Origin of the sequence: Alkalihalobacterium chitinilyticum (assembly GCF_029028005.1) — a bacterium.
GTDB lineage: Bacteria > Bacillota > Bacilli > Bacillales > Bacillaceae_F > Alkalihalobacterium > Alkalihalobacterium chitinilyticum.
On sequence record NZ_JAOTPO010000002.1, the window covers coordinates 254,569 to 278,158 of the forward strand.

The window sequence follows — 23,590 nt, forward strand, 5'->3', positions numbered from 1 at the left end:
TAATGCGAAAAAATGAGCAGATCTAAAAACTATGTTAACTAATAAGTTGCAATTAGTTTATGAAGATTACCTTTTCCTGTAACTAGGCTTTACAAACGAATTAATGTTAACTCAATGAAATAATAAAGTTAACGATAATGGAGGGAGAACTAGTTTTAAACAATATCTTGACAAATCTCGTTAATTTTCTTAAAATTCAGGTATACAGACTGACTAGTCGGTCTCGATAAAAAGAAGGCTATATAAGCGGAAAAAGGGTGAGAGAATGTTTAAAAAGGTATTGATTGCCAACCGAGGAGAAATCGCTGTCCGAGTTATCCGTGCTTGTAGAGAATTAGGTATAGAGACAGTAGCTGTTTATTCAGAAGCAGATAAGGAAGCATTACACGTCCACTTAGCAGATGAAGCATATTGCATTGGACCACACCTTTCAAGTAAGAGTTACTTAAATATGATTAATCTATTAAGTGTTGCAGTGAATACTGGTGCAGATGCTATCCACCCAGGATACGGGTTCTTAGCAGAAAATGCTGATTTTGCTGAGAAATGTGCAGAGCACAATATCACATTTATCGGTCCTTCACCAGAAGCGATTAATAAAATGGGTGCAAAAGCAGTTGCTCGTGATACGATGCAAGCAGCAGGTGTTCCGATCGTACCTGGTACGGATGGAATAATTGATGATATTGACGATGCAATGGTTACTGCTAGAGATATCGGTTTCCCTGTTATGGTTAAAGCAACAGCAGGTGGCGGCGGTAAAGGAATGCGTGTAGCTCAGACTGAGGATGATTTAAAGAAGGCAGTTTCAATGGCTCAGCAAGAAGCTGAAACCGCTTTCGGTAACCCTGGTGTTTATTTAGAAAAATTTGTTGAAGAGCCTCGTCACGTTGAAATCCAAATTATTGGTGATAGTTTCGGAAATGTTGTCCACCTAGGAGAGCGAGACTGCTCTATTCAACGTCGTCATCAAAAATTAATTGAAGAAGCACCATCACCAGCACTTGATGAAGAACTACGTACAAAGATGGGTGAAGCCGCTTTAAAAGCAGCTCAAGCTGTTAACTACTGCGGTGCTGGGACGGTAGAATTTTTATTAGATAAACATAAAAACTTCTATTTCATGGAAATGAATACTCGTATTCAAGTTGAACATCCTGTATCTGAATTAGTAACAGGGGTAGACTTAATAAAGGAACAAATATTAGTAGCGAGTGGTGAAAAACTTTCATTTACTCAAGAAGACATTCAGATTGATGGATGGTCAATTGAATGCCGTATTAATGCGGAAAACCCGGACAAAAACTTTATGCCATCGCCAGGAACAATTGATATGTACTTACCACCAGGTGGATTAGGTGTTCGTGTTGATAGTGCCGTATATCCAGGATATACGATAACACCATTCTATGATTCAATGATTGCCAAGTTAATCGTTCATGGTCGAGACCGCGAGGAAGCGATCGCGAGAATGAAACGAGCACTTAATGAATTCGTTATAGATGGTGTTGAAACGACGATACCGTTTCACCTTCGACTATTAGAACATCCAGACTTTATTTCTGGTAACTTTGATACAAAGTTCTTAGAAAAAAATAAAGTTTAATATTTGCTTCCTAGGTCGGCCGTTAGAAATGGTAGGTGAATAGTAATGACACAATCAACTAAGGAGCGAATAACTGAAGCAGCTCTTCATTTATTTGAGGAAAATGGATTTCATGCAGTTACAGTTGATAAAATTGCAAAAGCGAGTGGCACTTCAAAGGGTGGTTTCTATCACAATTTTAAATCAAAAGACGAATTACTTTATACCATCCATGATTCATTTATTACGTATGTATTAGACAAAGCGGAAGAAGCCTACCAAACCTTTAATACTCCAGCTGAAATTTTATACGAAACTGTTAAATCTTTTGTAATGATGTTTGATATGTACAGACCACATGTTACGGTGTTTTATCAAGAAAGCTTATATTTAGCACCAGATTACTTTCAATCGATAAAACAAAAGCGTGATCGCTATAAAGAAATGATGTTTAAGGTTGTACAAGAAGGAATAGATAAAGGTGAATTTAGACCAGAACTTCCTGTACCTATTACGTCGATGGGGATTTTCGGGATGATTAACTGGACCTATAAATGGTATAAATCGAATGGGCGCTATTCCATTGAGGAAATAGCCTCCATTTATGCAGATTTTGTTATGCATTCAATACTTACAAAAGAAGCGCTTGAGAAACAAGAATATCAACGCTTTTTCTTAAAAAATCAATCAAACTAATACTAAGGAGTGTTTTACATGTTTAAAATTACTGATCTTAAAGAACTTATCCGTGCGGTTGACAAATCTACTATTACAGAATTAACAATTAAAGGTGAAGGAAAACAAGAAGTTACGATTAAACGTGGTACTACAACAGAATTCGTAGCACCAGCTGAAACAGTTGCACCAGCAGCACCAGCACCAACGCCTGCACCAGCAGCACCAGCTCCGGCAGCACCAGTTCAAGAAGAGAAACAACCAGAAGCAGTAGCACCAGTTGTAGAAGATGCAAACCTTCATAAGATTACTTCACCAATGGTAGGAACATTCTATTCTGCTCCATCACCTGACTCTGATCCATATGTAAAAGCTGGTGATAAAGTAACACAAGAAAGTGTTGTTTGTATCGTTGAAGCAATGAAGTTAATGAACGAATTAGAAGCAGAAATTAACGGTGAAATTGTTGAAGTATTAGTAGAAAACGGCCAATTAGTAGAGTATGGTCAACCTTTATTCCTCGTTAAACTATCGTAATAGCACAACATAAATACTGATCAGAATGGAGGAATAGACGATGGACATGTTTGATAAACTCGATATTATGGAAGAACGCCGCGAAAAGGTTAGACTTGGTGGTGGTGAAGATCGAATTGAAGCGCAACATGCAAAAGGCAAGTTAACGGCTCGTGAGCGTATCGACCTTCTTCTTGATGAGGATACATTTGTAGAAATTAATCCTTTCACAGAAACAAGAAGTGCTGAATTTGGTATGACGGAAGCACCTGGTGAAGGTGTTGTAACAGGGTACGGAAAAGTGGATGGTCGTCTCGTTTTCTTATTTGCTCAAGACTTTACCGTATTTGGCGGAGCTTTAGGTGAGATGCATGCTCAAAAAATCGCAAAAGTGATGGATTTAGCTGCTGAAAACGGTGCGCCGTTCATCGGTTTAAATGACTCAGGTGGAGCTCGTATTCAGGAAGGTGTACTTTCACTTGATGGATACGGTCATATCTTCTACCGAAATTCTATTTATTCTGGCGTTATTCCACAAATCTCAGTCATTATGGGACCTTGTGCAGGTGGAGCTGTGTATTCTCCTGCGATCACAGACTTTGTGTTCATGGTAGAAAAAACAAGTCAAATGTTTATTACAGGTCCAAAAGTTATTGAAAGTGTAACAGGAGCTAAAATTAATGCGGAAGATTTAGGTGGAGCTCGTGTTCACTCCTCAGTAAGTGGTAATGCTCATTTTACAGCATCTTCTGAAGAGGAAGTTTTACAAGAAGTTCGTAAATTAATCAGTTATTTACCACCGAATAACGAACAAAAACCACCAGTAGTAGAGCCGAAAGAGAAGAAGCCTTTAAATGAGCGCATCGATGAATTACTTGAAGTTGTTCCTGTTGATGGAACAAAGGTTTACGATGTTCGTAAGGTTCTTACTTTAATCCTTGATGACGGTGAGTTTATGGAAGTTCAGCCTAAGTTTGCGAAGAATATCGTAAATGGTTTTGGCCGTATTAACGGTGAAACAGTAGGGATTGTAGCAAACAATCCAAAAATGATGGCTGGTGGACTTGACATCGACTCCTCTGATAAATGTTCACGCTTCATTCGTTTCTGTGATTGCTTTAATATTCCTATCATTACGTTTGAAGATGTTAGTGGATTTATTCCAGGTGTTCAACAAGAACACGGCGGAATTATTCGTCACGGTGCAAAAATTTTATACGCCTATTCCGAAGCAACAGTACCAAAGATTACAGTCATTCTTCGTAAAGCTTTTGGTGGTGCGTATGTTGCACTGAACAGTAAAGCAATTGGAGCCGACCTTGTGTTTGCTTGGCCGAATGCTGAAATTGCGGTAATGGGTCCGGAAGGTGCGGCAAATATCATTTTCGCAAAGGAAATTCGTGAAAGTGATGACCCAGAAGCAACGAGAGCAGCAAAAATTCAAGAGTATCGCGAGCGTTTTGCTAATCCGTATGTTGCAGCGGCTAACGGAATTGTCGATGATGTTATCGATCCGCGTGATACGAGAAAGAGCTTAGCAAATGCACTAGATATGCTTAAAAATAAAAAGAAATCATTACCGAAGAAAAAACATGGAAACATCCCGCTATAAAAAAAGAGTGCGGGCAGGAGAGGGACCTGAAGTAGTTTATATATAATAGATAGAACACGTGGAGAGAGCCGACTCGGTCGGACGGAGTAAATCGTTTGATAGTATCATAATAAGAAGGGAGAGAGCGGTAAGTATTCTTTGGAGTGCTTACCGCAACTATTATGGAAGATAAAAAAGCATTAGAACCATTTTGGGAATTTCCAGTACCATCCTATGATGAATGGCGTCAAGTAACGGAAAAGTCGTTAAAAGGTGCTTCTTTTGAAAAAAAGTTAGTAACAAAAACGTATGAAGGAATTTCCTTGCAACCGATGTATCAGCAAAAAGATACACAAGATCTCCCTTTTATCGATTCGCTTCCTGGACAAAGTCCATTCTTAAGAGGAGCTGGGGCTGTCCCTTCTAAAGAAAAGGCATGGGAAATAAGCCAAGAGCTGACAACATCAACACCTAAACAGTTTAATCTTGTGGCAAAACATGATTTAGCTCGTGGCCAAACAGTCTTAAATATCGTTTTAGATGAGGTTACTAAAAAAGGACTGAACATAGAAGAAGCTAAACAAATGGTTGGTCAATCAGGATTAAATGTCACTAGCGTAGAAGACATGAAAACGGCAATTGAAGACATTGATTTAGCAAATATTCCAGTTCATATTCACGCTGGAGCTAATTCATTACCAGTCCTAGCTGTTCTTGTAGGTGCAGCGAAAAACAACAATATCGAAGTTTCACAACTACAAGGTGTTGTTGGAATGGACCCGATTGGACAGTTAGTTGAAAATGGTTCAATCGAATATTCTTTAGAAGAATGCTATAACGTGATGGCAGATACAGTGAAATGGTCAACTGAAAACGCACCGTCTCTTCAGACTGTACTTGTAGAAGGAACGCCATATCATAATGGTGGAAGCAGTGCTGTTGAAGAGTTGGCATTTTCTTTAGCTACTGGAGTTGAGTACTTACAGGCACTTACTTCTCGCGGGGTTTCAGTTAAGGATGCAGCGAAATCAATTCGTTTTGTGTTCTCAGTTGGCTCAGATTATTTTATGGAAATTAGTAAGCTGCGAGCAGCACGAATCCTTTGGTCTAAAATTGTAACGGCATTTGGCGGAGAAGAAAGTGATGGAAAGCTTACGATTCATGCACGAACATCTTCGTGGACGAAAACAAAATACGATCCGTATGTAAATATGCTTAGAACGACTTCAGAAGCATTTGCTGCTGCAGTTGGCGGTGCAAATAGTATCCATGTTAGTCCATTCGATGAGCCGATTCAAAAATCTACACCATTTTCTCGTAGGATTGCTCGTAATATCTCAATTATTTTACAAGAAGAGTCTCATATCGGACAAACGGCCGATCCAGCTGGAGGTTCTTGGTACGTTGAAGTGTTAACGAATGAGCTGGCAGAAAAAGCATGGGCACTTTTCCAACAAGTTGAACAAACAGGCGGGGTTATCGAGGCATTAAAAGCTGGAATGCCGCAACAAAAAGTGGCAGAAACGAAAACGAATCGTTTAAATAACATTTCACAACGAAAAGACATTTTTGTTGGGACAAATATGTACGCTAACACTACTGAAAAAGCAATTGATGTCGTACCAGAAGATGACACAAAGTACATCGAGCAATATGTGAGTGAAAAATTAAATGCTGCAGTAGTACCTGTTCAATTTACAGACGAATCAAATACGGTTGAACAAGCGCTTCAGTTTGCCCTTAACGGTGCATCGGTAGCTGATCTTGCAAGCGGTTTAGGGAAAACAGAAAGCAGTCTAGTGATTGAGCCGATCGTTGCTAGCAGAGGTGCAGAACTGTTTGAAGAACTTCGCCAAGCCAATGAACTGCATGCAAAAAAACAAGGTGAAACAGTTAAAGTATTCCTTGCAAACCTTGGACCAATTCCTAGCCATAAGGCTCGTGCAGATTTTACTGCAGGTTTCTTTGAGGTAGGCGGGTTTGAAGTGATCCGAAATAATGGCTTTATGACAAGTGCTGAAGCAGCTCAAGCAGCGGTTGACTCAAAGGCAAGTGTTGTTGTCATCTGTGGTAAGGATGAAAGCTATCAAGAACAAGCTGCTGATATTGCTCAATCTATAAAACAAGATAACAAAGAGGTTTCAGTAATGATTGCTGGTAAGCCGGCTGAGGAAGATGAAGTGAATTATCGTAATGCTGGTGTAGACGAATTCGTTCATCTTCGTTCCAACTGTTATGAAGTTTTACGTAAGCTTCAAGTTGAGAAAGGAGTTGTTAAAGGATGACGAAGCCAGATTTTACGAATATTTCTTTTACAGCAGACAAACCTGCTTCTAATTTAGACAACTGGCGCAAGCAAGCCGAACAGACGACAGGCGCTTCATTAGAAGAGTTAACGTTTCACACGACAGAAAAAATCGATGTGAAGCCTCTTTATACAAAAGAAGATACAGATGGAATGAAACACCTGGACTATGTAGCAGGGATCGCACCTTTCTTTAGAGGACCGTATCCAGCGATGTATAAAGCACGTCCTTGGACCGTTCGCCAATATGCAGGATTTTCAACTGCAGAAGAAAGTAATGCGTTTTACAGGCGTAACCTAGCAGCTGGACAAAAAGGTTTATCGATTGCCTTTGACTTAGCCACTCACCGCGGTTACGACTCAGATCACCCTCGTGTTGTAGGTGACGTAGGTAAAGCCGGGGTTGCTGTTGACTCGATCTTAGATATGAAGATCTTATTTGACGGTATTCCATTAGATCAAATGTCTGTTTCGATGACGATGAATGGTGCTGTTCTGCCTGTTATGGCTTTCTATATCGTTGCGGCTGAGGAGCAAGGGGTTAAGCAGGAGCTACTTTCTGGAACGATCCAAAATGATATTTTAAAAGAATATATGGTCCGTAATACGTATATTTACGGTCCTGAAATGTCAATGAAAATCATTGCAGACATCTTTGAATACACGTCCAAGTATATGCCTAAATTCAATAGTATTAGTATTTCGGGTTACCACATGCAAGAAGCTGGTGCTACAGCTGATATCGAATTAGGCTATACATTAGCAGACGGTTTGGAATACGTTAAGACGGGATTAAAAGCAGGTATTGATGTCGATAAATTCGCACCACGCTTATCGTTCTTCTGGGCAATCGGAATGAACTATTACATGGAGGTAGCTAAGATGAGAGCAGGACGACTCATCTGGGCGAAACTGATGAAACAGTTTAATCCGAAAAATGAGAAAGCATTAGCACTCCGTACTCATTCACAAACATCAGGATGGAGCTTAACGGAGCAAGATCCATTTAATAACGTAACACGAACTTGTATTGAAGCGATGGCTGCAGCATTAGGTCATACACAATCTTTACACACCAATGCATTAGATGAAGCGATCGCCTTACCAACAGATTTCTCAGCTCGAATCGCTCGTAATACGCAACTCTATCTTCAAGATGAAACAGGAATTACGAATGTATTAGATCCTTGGGGTGGTTCATATTACGTTGAGTCGTTAACAGCTGAACTCGTTCAAAAAGCATGGGCTCATATTCAAGAAATCGAAGAACTTGGCGGTATGTCAAAGGCGATTGAAACAGGCCTTCCGAAAATGCGTATTGAAGAAGCCGCAGCAAGACGTCAAGCTCATATTGACTCGGGTAAAGAATCGATTATCGGTGTAAACAAGTATCGACTAGAAAAAGAAGATCCAATTGAAATTCTTGATATTGATAATACGGCAGTTAGAGAAGCGCAAATCCGTCGACTTGAAAAATTAAGAGCTGAACGCGATCAAGCAAAAGTGGATGCTGCTTTAAATGCCATTACTCAAGCAGCGGAAACGGGTAAAGGAAACTTACTAGAGCTTTCGGTTGAAGCAGCTCGCGTGCGTGCCAGCTTAGGTGAAATTTCTGATGCGATTGAAAAAGTAGCAGGAAGACATAAGGCGGTGATTAGGTCGATTAGCGGAGTATATAGTTCAGAGTTTGGAGATGCAGAACAAGTAAAAGTTGTTCGTGAAATGACGGACGAGTTTGAAGAGCGCGAAGGACGCAGACCGAGAATTATGGTTGCTAAAATGGGCCAAGATGGACATGACCGAGGTGCAAAAGTTATTTCAACTGCATTTGCTGATTTAGGGTTTGACGTTGATATCGGACCGTTATTCCAAACGCCGGAAGAAGCAGCGTTACAAGCAGTTGAAAACGATGTACACGTATTAGGTGTAAGTTCGTTAGCAGCTGGTCATAAAACACTTTTACCACAAGTAGTTGCTGAGTTAGAACGTCTAGGACGCGGTGATATCGCAGTTGTAATTGGCGGGGTAATTCCAGCGCAAGATTACGATTACTTGAAAGAAAAAGGTGCTGCTGCTATTTTCGGACCTGGAACAGTCATTCCTGTAGCAGCGGAAAAAGTATTAGTAGAAGTAAATCGTAGACTCGGTTACGAGGATAGCAATGAGTAATGACAGATCTAGACCTGAATGGGCGACAGATCAAGCTGAAGGTTATGCGAGTCACTACCTAAAAGGAACTGAAGGGGGCCATGACGGTATGACAAGCAATAAAAAAACGGTGGCGGGGAGTACGTATCCTCGTCGCCGTCAGCTTTCTGTCGACGACTATGTAGAGGGAGTACTAGCAGGTAACCGCGCGATTATTGCTCAAGCCATTACTCTAGTTGAAAGTAACTCACAAAAGCATATCCAGCTCGGTCAAGAAGTGTTGAAAAAATTAATGCCGTATACGGGAAAATCCATTCGTATTGGTTTTACAGGTGTGCCTGGTGCAGGAAAAAGTACGCTCATTGAAGCATTCGGCACCATGTTATGTGACCAAGGACATAAGGTCGCTGTACTAGCTGTTGATCCATCTAGTAGTTTATCGAAGGGAAGTATCTTAGGAGATAAAACGAGGATGGAAAATCTCTCAAGAAATCAAAACGCTTACGTTCGTCCGTCTCCTGCTGGTGGAACATTAGGCGGGGTAGCTAGAAAAAGCCGTGAAACTTTACTAATATGTGAAGCAGCGGGCTATGACGTGATTATTGTTGAGACGGTAGGTGTTGGGCAGAGTGAAATCACCGTCCGTTCAATGGTAGACTTCTTTCTTGTGATTATGCTAACCGGGGCTGGTGATGAATTGCAAGGAATGAAGAAAGGCGTTATGGAAATTGCTGATGCCATTTTTATTAATAAAGCAGATGGAAGCAATAAGCAAGCGGCTTTAAACGCAAGAGCCGAATACAATCGGTTACTCCATTTTCTTCAACCGGCAACAAAAGGATGGGAAACACAAGCTTATACAGTCTCTGCTTTAACAGGTGAAGGTGTACCTAATATATGGGAAGTCATTCAAAAATACGAGCAGCAGACAAAATCCTCAGGTGTGTTCGATGAGCGTCGGAAACAACAAATGCTAGATTGGGTGAAGACGTTAATTGAAGATCAGTTAAAAACGCGCTTTTATCAAAATGAAAAAGTAAAAGAAAACTTTCCTTTAATTGAAAAACAGCTAATCAAGGGTCAAACGTCACCAACACTAGCTGTTCAGTCACTGCTCGAAATATATGATCAACAGAACTAAATAAAGGTTTAAGTCCATTTTTAGTTCATTCAAATGCGAGATGTCTCTTCCAAGAGATATCTCGCATTTTTTATTCCAGCATTTACGGCTAATCTAGTTAGGATATAGCAACTCAGTAATAAAATTTCTACTTTATCTTACGTAATTCGCTAAAAACACTGATGGTTTTTACTATATAAATAGGATAAAATACTTATATAAACCTTATTTTAGGTCATTAGTAACTGGAATTATGTACTAGTGAAAGGAACCATTTGATTAGTATGATTCTTAAGAGTAAGTGTTGATTTCAGATTTTAGAATATATCGCACAGAGCTTTCTTTAATAAAGTGTTAAAATTGGAGGATTATAAGATGACAGTATGTTCGAGTTGCTCTTCCTTTCCTGATCTTAGTGAGCAAGGAGCACTACTCATTTATTGCAAAATAGAAGCTGATTTTCTAGACTTAGAGAATCGTATAAAACAAAAGTATAAGGTTGAGTCAGATAAGCAAGTTTTAAAAATACGATATGATTCTTTTACAATGCTAGAACAAATCGTCAATGATATTGATCTGCTTTTACAAGGAAATTCAACCGGGATGTTTGGAAGCTGGATTGATGAGCAACTAGAAAAACAACCGGTTCTCTTTCCAACGATGACACCATTTGATCAACTGCACGAACGGATTCGCCATCGCGACTATGTAACCGTTATTAATCAGCGTAAGTTTACGCATCATATTCAGCCCATTATCCAAGTAAATGATGGGAAGGTCTTCGGATATGAATTTTTATTAAGACCGACAGATAATCATTTTCCATTCTTCCCTGGAGAACTATTTGCGTTTTCACAACGAGCAGGCTTGCAATCATTATTAGACAGTCAAGCAAGAATTGGTTCAATTGAAGTGAGTGCCAAGCTTTTACAAGAAGGACAGAAGCGATTTATAAATTTTTTACCTTCTTCAATCTATGATCCCAATCATTGTTTAAAGAGTACATTTAAAGTCGTAGAACAATTTAATGTAAATCCGAGTGACTTAGTTTTTGAAGTAGTTGAAACAGAGAAGATTAAAGACATTGATCATTTAAAGAAGATTTTCAGCACCTATAAACAGCATGGGGTTCATGTTGCATTAGATGATATTGGGACTGGTTATTCAACGATTGAAGTTCTAAAAGAGCTCAACCCTAACTTTGCTAAAATTGACCGTCATTTAGTCGATCATTGTGACATGGACAAAGAAAAGCAACAAAAATTAAAAGCGATCCAAGAAGTAGCAAACGCGAATGGGATCATCCTTTTAGCGGAAGGGATTGAAAGAAAAGAAGAATTAACGTACTGTAAAGAAATAGGAGTTGACCTTGCCCAAGGCTATTTAATTGCGAGACCTTCAGCTCATCCTATATCAAATACATTACTAACTAATAGTTAAGACTGATTGTTAATATGCGGTAAATAGTAAAAGAGGTGGAAATCATGTGATTTGATTTTCACCTCTTTTTTATGTTTTTAATTTTTTTCTGAGTTAATCAACAGCTTTATTAATAATGACGGTGTTCTTTTGTTGTGTTCTAATTGATACGGAATGATACGTATACTTTTGTAAAGTAGCAAATTTTACAATTTAGTGTCCTGATTTGCAGCGGCTTTATGATAAAATAAGAATATTCGAAAAAAGAGGAGGTTTTATGTGTTGAAAAAAAGAATACCGGTTGTACAAACAAAGTTTACTCCTCCAATTCTTAAGGAAACAAATATAGGGCGCCTTCACTTAATGAGAAAAATGCGAGAAATGGAAGGAAGTCGTGTAACTCTGATTCATTCAGGACCTGGCTATGGAAAGAGTACATCGCTTGCCACCTACTTAAAACATCAAGAAAAACGTTACTGTTGGTATTCAATTACAAAAGATGAAGATCATATCCATCCATTTATTATTCATATGATTTATTCGGTTCAACAACAATTTGGTGATTTTGGTCAGCGTTTATTAGACTATTTGGTGACAGAAAGTGTCCTCAACCTTGAAGAAGAAATTGATTATCTCGCTTCAGAATACGTAAATGAGTTAATGAAAATAAGAGAACCATTTATTATCGTGATTGATGACCTTCATCTTGTAGAGGCGAGTAAGCCAATAAAGAATTGGTTATTATTTATCATTCAGCACTTACCGAAGCATGTTCACCTTATGATTTCAAGCCGTATTCGGCCAACATGGGAAGTTTTCACAAAAATGATTGTTCATGGTGATTTGGTAGAGATCACAGAAAGTGAATTAGCCTTTACCAAAGATGAAGTGGAGGTTCTGTTTTCTGACTTTTATCAAATATCAATTAAAGATGAAGAAGTTGAACAAATCTATAGAAAAACAGAAGGTTGGATTATCGCCATACAAATGGTTTGGCAGCAAATGAAGTTTGTTGATCAAATAAGAGAAAATGAATGGGAAGCTGATACGAATGAAGAGTTGTTTCGCTATTTAGCATTGGAGGTATTTTCGAAACAGCAAAAGAACATACAGAACTTTTTATTAAAAACAAGTATTTTTGAAGACTTGAATCCTAACTTACTAGAAAAGATTTTAGAAATTAATAATGCAAGTGAGTTGTTAAATATCTTAGTTCAACAAAATTTATTTATCTATCAAGTTGGAAAAGATCAGTACAGATATCATGCCTTATTCAAGGATTTCTTACTACAGCAATTACACAAAGAGTATAGTTTGTATGAGTCACTTCATTATAAATTGGCGGAGTACTTTGAACAATGTGCGGAATACGAAAAAGCAATATACCATTATTCAGAAATTAAAAAATATGAAAGAGCAGCAAGGACCATCCAAGCACACGGTCTAGGTTTATTAGCCAATGGTAAGATTGATTTGTTGTCTAGTTTCATAGAGCATTTATCCGTCTCATTAAAAAATCAATATCCACTTATTTGGTTTATAGAGGGAGAAATTAGTCGCTATTTTTGCCATTACGAGAAAGCGCTTACAAATTATAACCAATTAATTCAAATTGCAAGTGAAGAAGATGATGTAGTATGTGAAAGTCTAGGAAATGAAGGAAAGGCAAAAATCTTCCTTGATACGATCCAACCAGCTAAAGCTGATGATTACTTAGCTCGGGCTATCTCTCTAATGGAAAAAAGCGATAAAAAGGAAATGAGAATCCTACATCTCTATAGTTTGATGGCAGAAAATCTCGTTAACTTAGGAAAAGCATATGAGGCCGAGAAATGGCTGAATAAGTGTAAACAGTTAGATTTTAATTATGAAAAAGAAGAATTAGAGTCTAGACTGTATTTACGAACGGGACGTCTTGAAAAAGCAAGGCAGTTACTTGAAAAATCAAAAGAAAAAACAGAAATTCTTAATGAATTATCACGATCCCACCGCGAAACAGATTTAATATTATCGATCGTTTACTCGTATATGGGGGAAGCGGAGCGTTCCAAGCGATTAGCTGAACAAGGGATATTAAGAGGAACCTCAAGAAAAGCGCCATTTGTTGAAGCGTGTGGTTGGATCAGGATGGGGCACGCTGTTCAAATCGAAAAGCGATATAATCCTGAATTAGCTGTTCATTGCTATGAGACAGCTTTAGAGTTAATGGATCAAATTAAGATGTCTAGAGGTAAGTCAGAAGCGTACTTAGGTCTTTGTTTGTTAAATGGAAAACTGGGGAAATACGATGCTTCTAAAAACGCAGGAATTATGGCATTGGAAGAACCGACAAGAGTAAAGGATGTATGGTTATCGTCTTATGTTCATTTAGCATTGGGAATAGCAGCATTTTATGAGGAAAAATTTATGGATGCTAAAAAAGAGCTTTTATTGAGCTGTGATGGGTTTAACAAGTGTGGATGCCGATTTGGAGAAACGGCTAGCTTATTTTGGTTAAGTAAACTCAGCTTTGCCAATAACGAGAAAGAAAACTTTCTTGCCTATATGAACGATTTTTTACAATGTATGAACCACTATCAATATGAATTTTTGTTGACTACCTCCTCTTTATACGGTCCAAAAGATGTACAAGAAGTAATCCCGATGCTATTAGAAGCTAAAAAACAAAACGTCCAAACCGATCAAATTTCATCAATACTTACGAGGCTCGGATATGAACAATTGACGTTCCATCCAGGTTATACAGTAAAGGTTCAGCTTTTTGGAGATTTTCAAATTTGGTTAGGTGATAAAAAAGTAGCAGATAAGATGTGGAAGCGGGAAAAGGCAAAAGAATTATTCCAGCTGTTCTTAACGAAGAAAGGGAGGATGCTTTCAAAAACGGAACTGATGTCGCATTTATGGGGAGAGGTTGAGGAAGAAGCAGCCAATCGAGACTTTAAGGTAGCGCTAAATGCACTAAATAAAGTTTTAGAGCCAGAGCGAAAACCGAGAGAAGTTCCTTTCTTTGTTATTCGTGAAGGAAGTATGTACGGGTTAAATGAAGAAGCGGCATTTGATATTGATTGTGTGGCTTTTCAAGAATTAGTTCTAGAAGGAATGGAGGAAACGGATGCTTTCCTAGCGAAAGATAAATTAAAACGCGGCTTAGAATTATATGTCGAAGAATTTTTACCATCTCGAAAGTATAACGATTGGTGCAGTGAAGAAAGAGAGCGCTATTCATTTTTATATTTGCGTGGGTCTGAAAAACTGGCACAGTTGTATGTAGCCGAAGAACAGTTTGATGAAACGATAGCTTTATGTGAGTCTATTCTTCTCATCGATCGTTGTTGGGAAGAAGCCTATCGATTATTAATGTATTGTTACTATCGAAAACATAACCGCTCATATGCATTGAGAATGTTTGAAAAGTGTAAAAGAAATCTAGAGGAAGAGCTTGGAGTAGAGCCGATGGAATCAACTCTTCGTATGCTAGATATTATCAAGGAACCGGAAAGCATAGACCAAATTGTATAATTAAACAGCAATGGGTGTAAGTGTATTAACAACATAACCGAAAAAAATGATTATATTTCCAGACAACACGCATAAATCAACCTTTGGGTCCGCTTCCGTTTTGAACAACATGAAAGAGGTGTCAATCATTATAGGATTGGTACCTCTTTTTGTTGTATCTCATCATGAACCGTCTAAGTTACCCAATACCATTCATACTAGTGCTTTTTTAGTTTTGTAACTGGAGTGCAACTGTTTACGATTACAGTGTAATTAAGCAATTAAACCTAAGGAGGAGGTGGATTATGAAAAACAAGAAAATTGAAGCCAATGGACTACAGTTCCACATCGTTGATTATGGGGGACAAGGTGAAGAAACTATTCTTTGTATACATGGATTAACAGCCAATGCTCGGTGCTGGGATGCTATTGCTGAACGGTTAATACATCGTTATCGTGTGTTAGCCATAGATCTGAGAGGCCGAGGTGATAGTGAAAAACCGCAATCGGGCTATTCTGTAAAACAACATGCAGAGGATATTAACAAGATTATTCAACAGTTAAATCTAGACCAAGTGATTTTAGTTGGACATTCATTAGGAGCAATGATTGGTGTTGTTTTCTCATCTATGTATCCCAAAATGGTTTCTTCACTCATTTTAATCGATGGAGGTGAAGACTTAAGACCTGAAGTTGTTGATCTACTGAAGCCTTCTATTGAACGAGTTGAAAAACAGTATGAAACATTTGCTGGCTATAAAGCGCAAGTAAGTGAGATTCCTTTCTTCAGCCCTTGGAATGATTACTTAGAACAGTATTTTTATGCTGATGTTACACATTGTGATGATGGTTCGGTTGTGTCGAAAACAAAAAAGAAAATTATTAATGAAGAACTAATCAACTTAACTAAACCGATGATTAACGATTGTCATGCTGCTATTCAAGTTCCGACATTAATATTGTGGGCGCCGAATTGTTTATTTCATCCAACGGCTTATTTAATAAGTAAAGACAATGGGATGAAACTGGCTCAAATGATAGACGGAGGAAAGTTTGTTGAAATTAGAGGAGCTAATCACTTTTCCATTTTATTTCACGAGTATCAACAGACAGCTTCTGAAATCCTCGATTACTTACACGAAGTAAGTGTAGGAAAGTTACATGCAACTAAAATGTAACTACTGTCATTCATACTACAATTAAAGGAATTTAATTTATCTTTTAAGGGGGAAACAGAATGGGAAAAAAGAGAATTTTTCTTAGTGTAATGAGTGTAATCCTTGGTTTATTTTTACTCACTGCTTGCGGGTCAAATGATACTAGTAGTGAACCAGAGGGAAATGTAGATCCTGAAGACATCGATACAGAAACGGAAGAAGTGGTTCGAGTAGGCGTCCTAACATCATTAACAGGAGCATTAGAGGCATACGGTGCTCAAACGGTGAAAGGATTTGAATTAGGACTCGAATATGCGACGAATGGAACGATGGAAGTGGCAGGCAAGAAGATAGAATACATTATTGAAGATACAGAGACACAGCCAGATGTAGCGGTTCAAAAGGCAACGAGATTACTTGAAGATTACAATGTGGACTTTATTATAGGATCTTCTTCTTCAGGTGATACGTTAGCGGTGTTACCACTAGTCGAAGAATATGAAAAGATTATGATTGTAGAGCCAGCGGTTGCAGATAGTATTACAGGTGCCAACTGGAATAAACACATCTTCCGTACTGGTCGAAGCTCATCTCAAGATGCAATTGCAGGTGCTGCGGCAATTGCGGGTGAAGGCGTAAAAATTGCGACATTAGCTCAAGATAATGCTTTCGGAAGAGACGGAGTTGGAGCTTTTGCAACGACAGCCAAAGAATTAGGAGCTGATGTTGTTCATGAAGAGTATGCAGATCCAGCAGGTGTAGACTTTGCTGCTAATATCCAACGCGTCATTAATGCTGAGCCTGATTATCTGTTTGTCATATGGGCAGGTGCCAACTCTCCTTGGGGTCAATTAGCTGATATGAGAATTCAGGATCGTGGAATTCAAATATCAACAGGAGCGCCGGATATTGCAGCTCTTCGCACAATGGATGCCGTTGTTGGTATGAAAGGGTTTACTGTTTACCACCACAGTCTGCCAAACAATGAAGTAAATGATTGGTTAGTAGAAGAACATCAGAAACGCTACAACGGTGAAATGCCAGATTTATTTACACCAGGTGGTTTCTCTGCAGCGATGGCTGTTGTTCAAGCGTTAGAAAATAGCAATGGCGAAACGGATTCAGACACATTAATCGAAACGATGCGAGGAATGACGTTTGATACCCCAAAAGGACCGATGACTTTCCGTTCAGAAGATCATCAAGCGATGCAAACGATGTATGCTATTACGTTAGAGCGTACAGATGAATATGATTACCCTGTACCAGTCATTATTAGGGAACTTTCACCGGACGAAACAGCACCACCCATTTTAAATTAAGTAAATATTCATACGAAGCTGACTCAACAGCAAAGCTTCAATTTCCTGCGTGCAGTACGATAGGAATTGACTTGGGGGAGTCAGCTTCACCCATCAAAGGAGGAAGGTGAGCGCAAGTGGATGTTATTTTAGAAACGAAAGATTTAACGATCGCTTTTGGAGGGCATGTAGCTGTAAATGAGGTTAATATTCAAATTGAACGAAATCAATTGAAGTCGATTATAGGACCGAATGGTGCAGGGAAAACAACGTTTTTTAATATGTTAAGCGGTCAATTAACGCCAACAAAAGGATCTGTCCATTTAAACGGTGAGGATATTACAGGGTTAACACCTACTGCACGGACTCGTTTAGGAATTGGTCGCTCCTTTCAAATTACGAATGTATTTCCGAACTTAACCTGTCATGAAAATGTTCGTCTTGCGGTTCAATCACAGGCAGGAGTCCGATATAACATGTTTAAGCATTTTAAGCACTATAAAGAAATTGATAGAAAAACGAATGAACTATTGAGTACGGTCTTACTTGAAAGTAAAGCTCAAGAATTAGCTGTTAACTTAGCGCATGGTGAAAAGAGAAAACTAGAAATTGCAATGCTTTTAGCGCTAGAATCAGAAGTTCTTTTGCTTGATGAGCCGACAGCCGGTATGTCGTTAGAAGAAGTACCCATGATTCTTGATGTTATCCGAAACATTCGTGACGAACGTAATCGAACAATCATTTTAATAGAACACAAGATGGATATGGTTTTAGATTTATCTGATAGTATTATGGTTCTTTTCCACGGTAGTCTGTTAGCAGACGGTGACCCGAAGGAAATTATGAAAAATGAACAAGTCCAATCTGCCTATTTGGGGGGGCTTCAAGATGACGCTTCTTAAAGTGGAACAAATTCAAACCTATATTCAACAATATCATATTTTACAAGGTGTTACTTTTGAAGTAAACGCAGGAGAAGTAACGGTTTTGCTAGGAAGAAATGGTGCTGGGAAGACAACAACACTTCGTTCCATTATGGGGTTAAATCCGATTAAAGAAGGGACGATCACCTACAAGGATCAAGAGATTCATAGTCTGCCTACTCATAAAATTGCCAACTTAGGAATTGGTTATGTACCTGAAGATCAAGGGATTTTTGGCACACTGACTGTCGAGGAAAATATTAAGGTTGCGATGAAAAAGAAAGATGATGAAACATTAGAAAGACTAGATTGGATCTTAAACTTATTTCCCGATTTAAAAAAGTTTTGGAAGAAAAACGGTGGGCACTTAAGTGGCGGTCAGAAGCAAATGCTGTCCATTGCGAGAGCTTATGTGAATGAAAACGATATGCTTCTCATTGATGAACCTAGTAAAGGGTTAGCCCCAATTATCGTCGAGAAAGTGATGGAGTCGATCCAACAAATGAAAGAAAAGACGACAGTAGTGCTGGTTGAACAAAACTTCATGATGGCTAGTACGATTGGAGATCGTTTTTATATTATCGATGATGGACATTCCGTACACAGTGGCGCAATGGAAGAGTTAAAACAGAATGAAGAGTTAAAGCGACAATACTTAGGGATTGCATAAAAGTAGTTGTTTGTTCTGTAGCTTATTGATGCAGACAGAGTCTTGTTGGTAGAAAGGAACTGATTTAAAGGAGGGACAACTGTTGGACTTATTAATTAGTATTACAATCAATGGATTGGCAACGGGAATGCTCATATTTTTATTAGCAGCAGGTCTAACGTTAATCTTTGGGTTAATGGATGTTTTAAACTTCGCTCACGGTGCTTTATTCCTTTGGGGAGCTTATGCAGGTATTTGGGCGTTCACTACAACTGAGAGTTACATTGTCGGTATTATCGCAGCCATAGTTGCGGGAGCAATATTAGGTTATTTACTAGAGCGGTTTATTATCAAACCTGTCTACGGAAACCACATCCAACAAATCCTCATTACGCTCGGTGCCATGCTTGTTTTAAGTGAACTCGTAAAGGTTGTTTGGGGGCCGAATATCATACATGCGCAAAGTCCAAGTTGGCTGCAAGGTAGTTGGGAAGTAGGAAATATCTATTTAATCAAATATCGTCTTTTCATTATTCTAATTGGTCTCATCGTCTTTTTCGGTTTATTATTCTTACTAAACAAAACCAAACTTGGATTAGTTGTAAGAGCTGGTGTTATTGATAAGGAAATGGTTCAGGCATTAGGAATTAACATTCGAAAGATTTTCTTATTTGTATTTATGCTCGGTTCAGGTATGGCTGGTTTAGCAGGACTATTGTTTGGTCCGTATTCCGGTGTGATCTATGCTGAAATTGGATTAGAGTACGGCATTCTAGCCTTTATCGTCGTCATCATCGGCGGGATGGGGAGTGTACTCGGTTCGATGACGGCAGCAGTACTAGTCGGTGTATTAGGTGCTTATGCAGCCTATTTTGTACCAGAGTTAGCTTTAGCTGTAAACTTCTTAATCATGCTGGCGATTTTAATCTTTAAGCCTTCAGGTCTCATGGGGACAAAGGAGGCGTTGAAATGAGTCGTCTAAAACAACTGTCACGATTTAAGCTGACGTTAGCTGTTTTAACTATTGGTTTATTCTTGTTTCCGTTCATTAATGATTCCAGAACCATGCTTATTATGTTAACGCAAATCTTTATTTTTGCTGCTTTTGCAATGAGTTACGATATTTTACTAGGATATTCAGGTATTGTTTCGTTTGGTCATGCGATGTTTTTTGGAATTGGCGCCTACACAGTCGGTATTTGTTTGAAAGCATTTGGTGCAACTATCCCAGTTGTTCTATTAGCTGTTTTAATTACTGTAATTTTTACAGCTGTCGTAAGTTACTTAGTTGGTATGTTAACGCTTCGTTTAAAAGGTCACTTTTTTGCAATGCTGACATTAGCTGTCTCGAGTTTGTTCGTTGTCGTTGCTGAAAAGTGGCGGTCAGTAACGATGGGGAATGACGGGTTTACGTTTACCATTCCAGATCTTTTTAGAGATCGAGTAAGTTTTTATATTATTTGTTTGGCTTTTATGGTGCTTATTTATTTACTTCTTAGACGTTTTACAGAGTCACCGATGGGCCGTGTATTGCAAGCAATAAGAGAAAACGAACCACGTGTAGAATCGCTTGGTTATCGCGTGATGCATTATAAGATTACAGCGAACGTCGTAGCAGGTGTTGTAGCTGGGTTGGCAGGTATTTTATATGGAATGAGCTTACGCTTTGTTAACACGGCAGTATTATCTGTTGAATTAACCTTAGACGCGCTCCTTATTACAATTATTGGCGGTGTTGGTACACTATTTGGATCAATTGTTGGAGCAGCACTCATCGAATTTGCGAAGCATGGCCTAATGGATTTAGCCAAAGTTCATTGGATTTTCGAAAGATGGATTATTTTGTTTGGGACGGTGTTTATTTTAGTTGTCATGTTCTTCCCAAAAGGCATTGTAGGCACCATTCAACATTGGTGGGCTAAATACCAGTATAAAAAAGGACTGCGAAAATCAATTCCAAAACAGTCTGGACTGGATAAGGATATTTAATATGTTTGCAGGAGTAGGAGAGTGTTTGTCGAATGAAAAAAGAAGTCGTCGGAATTGTAAGTACTGGAGTCTATATTCCAGATGAGTGGATGACGAGCACCGACATTGCTGAACAATCGGGGCTACCTGTAAAAGTCATTGAAGAAAAGATGGGCATTTCAAAAAAGCCTGTCCCGGGTAGTGGTGATCACACATGCCAGATGGGGATTTATGCAGCTAGAAAAGCATTGGAAAAAGGAAATATTGACCCAAAAGACATTGACTTAGTTATTTATATTGGTGAGGAGCACAAAGAATACCCGCTCTGGACAGCAGGTATTATGCTCCAGCGGGAAGTAGGGGCAACAAATGCTTGGGCATTTGACGTAGCATTGCGGTGTGGCACGACAATTATGGCCATGAAAGTAGCGAAGGATATGATGCTGGCAGACCCTTCTATCCAAACCGTTCTATTAGCAGGTGGTTACCGAAACGTTGATTTTATCGACTATACCAACCCTAGAACAAGGTTTATGTATAACCTGGCTGCTGGGGGAGGAGCCATCGTTTTACAAAAAGGCTATGACTCTAACAATCTACTAGATAGTCATATCATTACAGATGGATCGTTTTCAGAGGATGTCGTCGTTGTAGCAGGTGGAACAAAAACTCCAATTAGTCAAGAGGCGATTGAGGAAAGGCTCAACTATTTAGATGTGCTCGATCCAGATGGAATGAAACAACGTCTGGAAGAAAAATCGATGAAAAACTTTATCGAAGTCATTCAACGATCATTACAAAAAAGTGGCTGCGATCAAAAGGATATTAATTATCTCGGAATTTTGCACATGAAGAAATCAGCGCATGATTATGTGTTGCGTGAATTAGGCCTTACCGACGAACAATCGATTTATTTAGATGAGTTTGGTCATATTGGTCAAATCGATCAGATCCTGTCATTAGAGTTAGCCCTTGAGCAAGGGAAAATAAAAGACGGGGATGTCGTCGTCCTCGTCAGTGCAGGTATTGGCTATGCTTGGGGGGCAACTACGATCCGTTGGGGAAAAGCTAGCATGGAGGTGTAAACTAGTGGAGAACATCAAGTTACAATCGGTGAACATACCAAATGGAGAAACAATCACTTATCGTGAGAGAGCAGGCGGAGATGAGGTCATTCTTCTTATCCATGGAAATATGACTTCATCCAAACATTGGGACCTCTTACTTGAAACCCTACCACCGCAGTATAAACTGTATGCAGTCGATATGAGAGGGTTTGGTGGTTCCTCCTATCGTCAACCAATTGAATCCATTAAAGATTTCTCAGAAGACATTAAGAGTTTTATTGATGCTGTGGGTTTAAATAAGTTTTCAATTCTTGGTTGGTCTACAGGCGGCACGGTAGCGATGCGTTATGCTATTGATTATCCAGCCGATGTTCATAAGCTGGTGTTATTGTGTTCAGGCTCCACTCGGGGCTATCCGTTTATGAGTGTTGGTGAAACTGGAGAGTCTATTCGTTTAACAACGTTAGAAGAAATAAAAAAAGATTCTACAAAAACGATTCCAGTATCTCAAGCGTATGAACAACGAAATAAAGACTTTTTAAAAGCGGTATGGAATTCGTTGATTTATACCAACAACCAACCTGATGAGCAAAAATACGACGAGTATTTAGAAGATATGCTGACACAGCGAAACTTATCTGAAGTGTATCATGCATTAAATATTTTTAATATTAGTAATGTTCATAATGGAGTTGCTGAGGGATCTGGGGAAGCAAAAAAAATTACACATCCAACTCTTATTTTAGCCGGTGAAAATGACCTTGTGATTCCTCAACAAATGACAGAAGAAATAAAAGAAGACTTAAATGATCAAGCAGAACTGATGTATTTAAAAGGTTGTGGTCATTCTCCACTCATTGATGATTTAGATCAATTACAATTAGCGATAACGAATTTTCTACAGAAACATTAGGAGGATATAATCATGAGACTACAAGACAAAACAGCTATTATAACTGGTGCTGGAAATGGAATTGGTAAAGAAGCAGCTCTTACATTTAGCCGAGAGGGTGCAAATGTGGTCGTTGCAGATTTTGATGAAGCAGCTGCAGAAGCCGTTGTAGCCGAAATCAAAGAAAAGGGTGGCAACGGTATTGCGATAAAAGTAAATGTCGCGGACCAAGAAAGTGTAACTCAAATGGTACAAGAAGCGGTAAATTCTTTTGGAAGCGTCGATATTTTAGTGAATAATGCAGGTATCACAGCGGATGCCATGTTACACAAGTTAACTCCGGAAAATTGGCAAAAAGTCATTGATGTAAATTTAACAGGTGTATTTTATTGTACACAAGCTGTTATTCCTAAAATGGTGGAACAAGGAAAAGGAAAGATAATTACAACTTCAAGTGTTTCTGGCGTTTACGGAAATGTGGGTCAGACGAATTATGCGGCGACGAAAGCCGGTGTTGTTGGGATGACAAAGTCATGGGCGAAAGAATTTGGCGGTAAAGGAATTAATGTCAATGCAGTCGCTCCAGGATTTGTTGAAACGAGCATGGTAGCGAAAGTACCTGATAAAGTCATTGAAAAGCTTAAAATGACAATTCCACTTAACCGACTAGGTAAGCCTGCAGATATTGCAAACGCTTATTTATTTTTAGCTTCAGATGAATCTGACTATGTAAATGGAACCGTTATACATGTAGACGGCGGTATTATGATGTAATT

The 23,590-nt window shown here is 38.8% G+C and carries 18 protein-coding genes; all 18 read left to right on the plus strand.

The window, feature by feature from the left end:
- Positions 1 to 265 precede the first annotated feature (265 nt).
- The 18 genes from accC to fabG all read left to right on the plus strand — a co-directional run bounded on the left by accC (position 266) and on the right by fabG (position 23,588).
- Positions 266 to 1,606 carry an acetyl-CoA carboxylase biotin carboxylase subunit gene (accC, locus tag N7Z68_RS03915; protein WP_275117151.1) on the plus strand — a complete coding sequence of 447 codons (1,341 nt, stop codon included), beginning with the start codon at positions 266 to 268 and terminating at the stop codon, positions 1,604 to 1,606.
- Positions 1,607 to 1,651: 45 nt separating this feature from the next.
- On the plus strand, positions 1,652 to 2,281 hold the full coding sequence (locus tag N7Z68_RS03920; protein ID WP_275117152.1) for a TetR/AcrR family transcriptional regulator: 630 nt from the start codon (positions 1,652 to 1,654) through the stop codon (positions 2,279 to 2,281).
- Between the two features lie 18 nt (positions 2,282 to 2,299).
- Positions 2,300 to 2,797, plus strand: a complete 498-nt coding sequence (gene accB, locus N7Z68_RS03925) for an acetyl-CoA carboxylase biotin carboxyl carrier protein (protein ID WP_275117153.1) — start codon at positions 2,300 to 2,302, stop codon at positions 2,795 to 2,797.
- 46 nt (positions 2,798 to 2,843) lie between these two features.
- Positions 2,844 to 4,388 (plus strand): acyl-CoA carboxylase subunit beta, encoded by a 1,545-nt coding sequence (locus tag N7Z68_RS03930; RefSeq protein ID WP_373323107.1) that lies wholly within the window; start codon positions 2,844 to 2,846, stop codon positions 4,386 to 4,388.
- A gap of 143 nt (positions 4,389 to 4,531) precedes the next feature.
- Positions 4,532 to 6,652: a methylmalonyl-CoA mutase family protein gene (locus N7Z68_RS03935; protein ID WP_275117155.1), complete on the plus strand. Its 2,121-nt coding sequence runs from the start codon at positions 4,532 to 4,534 to the stop codon at positions 6,650 to 6,652.
- On the plus strand, positions 6,649 to 8,841 hold the full coding sequence (scpA, locus tag N7Z68_RS03940) for a methylmalonyl-CoA mutase (protein ID WP_275117156.1): 2,193 nt from the start codon (positions 6,649 to 6,651) through the stop codon (positions 8,839 to 8,841). The genes N7Z68_RS03935 and scpA overlap by 4 nt, the downstream gene beginning before the upstream one ends.
- On the plus strand, positions 8,834 to 9,961 hold the full coding sequence (gene meaB, locus N7Z68_RS03945) for a methylmalonyl Co-A mutase-associated GTPase MeaB (protein WP_275117157.1): 1,128 nt from the start codon (positions 8,834 to 8,836) through the stop codon (positions 9,959 to 9,961). The genes scpA and meaB overlap by 8 nt, the downstream gene beginning before the upstream one ends.
- A gap of 354 nt (positions 9,962 to 10,315) precedes the next feature.
- Positions 10,316 to 11,380: an EAL domain-containing protein gene (locus tag N7Z68_RS03950; protein ID WP_275117158.1), complete on the plus strand. Its 1,065-nt coding sequence runs from the start codon at positions 10,316 to 10,318 to the stop codon at positions 11,378 to 11,380.
- Positions 11,381 to 11,641: 261 nt separating this feature from the next.
- The gene (locus tag N7Z68_RS03955; protein ID WP_275117159.1) at positions 11,642 to 14,878 is read left to right on the plus strand and encodes an AfsR/SARP family transcriptional regulator; all 3,237 of its coding nucleotides are present in this window, start codon (positions 11,642 to 11,644) and stop codon (positions 14,876 to 14,878) included.
- 284 nt (positions 14,879 to 15,162) lie between these two features.
- Positions 15,163 to 16,035: an alpha/beta fold hydrolase gene (locus N7Z68_RS03960; RefSeq protein WP_275117160.1), complete on the plus strand. Its 873-nt coding sequence runs from the start codon at positions 15,163 to 15,165 to the stop codon at positions 16,033 to 16,035.
- Between the two features lie 59 nt (positions 16,036 to 16,094).
- Positions 16,095 to 17,336, plus strand: coding sequence for a substrate-binding domain-containing protein (locus tag N7Z68_RS03965; protein ID WP_275117161.1), 1,242 nt, complete (start codon positions 16,095 to 16,097; stop codon positions 17,334 to 17,336).
- A gap of 116 nt (positions 17,337 to 17,452) precedes the next feature.
- Positions 17,453 to 18,217 carry an ABC transporter ATP-binding protein gene (locus N7Z68_RS03970; protein WP_275117162.1) on the plus strand — a complete coding sequence of 255 codons (765 nt, stop codon included), beginning with the start codon at positions 17,453 to 17,455 and terminating at the stop codon, positions 18,215 to 18,217.
- A complete protein-coding gene (locus N7Z68_RS03975; protein WP_275117163.1) occupies positions 18,204 to 18,908 on the plus strand; it encodes an ABC transporter ATP-binding protein in 705 nt (234 codons plus the stop codon). Before N7Z68_RS03970 ends, N7Z68_RS03975 begins: the two co-directional genes overlap by 14 nt.
- Before the next feature lie 82 nt (positions 18,909 to 18,990).
- Positions 18,991 to 19,860 (plus strand): branched-chain amino acid ABC transporter permease, encoded by an 870-nt coding sequence (locus N7Z68_RS03980; protein WP_275117164.1) that lies wholly within the window; start codon positions 18,991 to 18,993, stop codon positions 19,858 to 19,860.
- Positions 19,857 to 20,876 carry a branched-chain amino acid ABC transporter permease gene (locus N7Z68_RS03985; protein ID WP_275117165.1) on the plus strand — a complete coding sequence of 340 codons (1,020 nt, stop codon included), beginning with the start codon at positions 19,857 to 19,859 and terminating at the stop codon, positions 20,874 to 20,876. Before N7Z68_RS03980 ends, N7Z68_RS03985 begins: the two co-directional genes overlap by 4 nt.
- Positions 20,877 to 20,908: 32 nt before the next feature.
- On the plus strand, positions 20,909 to 21,940 hold the full coding sequence (locus N7Z68_RS03990) for a 3-oxoacyl-ACP synthase (RefSeq protein WP_275117166.1): 1,032 nt from the start codon (positions 20,909 to 20,911) through the stop codon (positions 21,938 to 21,940).
- A gap of 4 nt (positions 21,941 to 21,944) precedes the next feature.
- Positions 21,945 to 22,835: an intracellular short-chain-length polyhydroxyalkanoate depolymerase gene (gene phaZ / locus N7Z68_RS03995; protein ID WP_275117167.1), complete on the plus strand. Its 891-nt coding sequence runs from the start codon at positions 21,945 to 21,947 to the stop codon at positions 22,833 to 22,835.
- A 12-nt stretch (positions 22,836 to 22,847) separates the two neighbouring features.
- Positions 22,848 to 23,588: a 3-oxoacyl-ACP reductase FabG gene (gene fabG, locus N7Z68_RS04000; protein WP_275117168.1), complete on the plus strand. Its 741-nt coding sequence runs from the start codon at positions 22,848 to 22,850 to the stop codon at positions 23,586 to 23,588.
- The last annotated feature ends 2 nt before the right edge of the window (positions 23,589 to 23,590 follow it).

Excerpts from the sequence above, each read along its gene's own strand:
- meaB (WP_275117157.1), top strand. The coding sequence starts at position 8,834 with ATGAGTAATGACAGATCTAGACCTGAATGGGCGACAGATCAAGCTGAA.
- N7Z68_RS03985 (WP_275117165.1), top strand. The coding sequence starts at position 19,857 with ATGAGTCGTCTAAAACAACTGTCACGATTTAAGCTGACGTTAGCTGTT.
- N7Z68_RS03950 (WP_275117158.1), top strand. The coding sequence starts at position 10,316 with ATGACAGTATGTTCGAGTTGCTCTTCCTTTCCTGATCTTAGTGAGCAA.
- N7Z68_RS03975 (WP_275117163.1), top strand. The coding sequence starts at position 18,204 with ATGACGCTTCTTAAAGTGGAACAAATTCAAACCTATATTCAACAATAT.
- fabG (WP_275117168.1), top strand. The coding sequence starts at position 22,848 with ATGAGACTACAAGACAAAACAGCTATTATAACTGGTGCTGGAAATGGA.
- scpA (WP_275117156.1), top strand. The coding sequence starts at position 6,649 with ATGACGAAGCCAGATTTTACGAATATTTCTTTTACAGCAGACAAACCT.
- N7Z68_RS03990 (WP_275117166.1), top strand. The coding sequence starts at position 20,909 with ATGAAAAAAGAAGTCGTCGGAATTGTAAGTACTGGAGTCTATATTCCA.
- N7Z68_RS03965 (WP_275117161.1), top strand. The coding sequence starts at position 16,095 with ATGGGAAAAAAGAGAATTTTTCTTAGTGTAATGAGTGTAATCCTTGGT.
- N7Z68_RS03930 (WP_373323107.1), top strand. The coding sequence starts at position 2,844 with ATGTTTGATAAACTCGATATTATGGAAGAACGCCGCGAAAAGGTTAGA.
- accB (WP_275117153.1), top strand. The coding sequence starts at position 2,300 with ATGTTTAAAATTACTGATCTTAAAGAACTTATCCGTGCGGTTGACAAA.
- N7Z68_RS03960 (WP_275117160.1), top strand. The coding sequence starts at position 15,163 with ATGAAAAACAAGAAAATTGAAGCCAATGGACTACAGTTCCACATCGTT.
- N7Z68_RS03920 (WP_275117152.1), top strand. The coding sequence starts at position 1,652 with ATGACACAATCAACTAAGGAGCGAATAACTGAAGCAGCTCTTCATTTA.
- accC (WP_275117151.1), top strand. The coding sequence starts at position 266 with ATGTTTAAAAAGGTATTGATTGCCAACCGAGGAGAAATCGCTGTCCGA.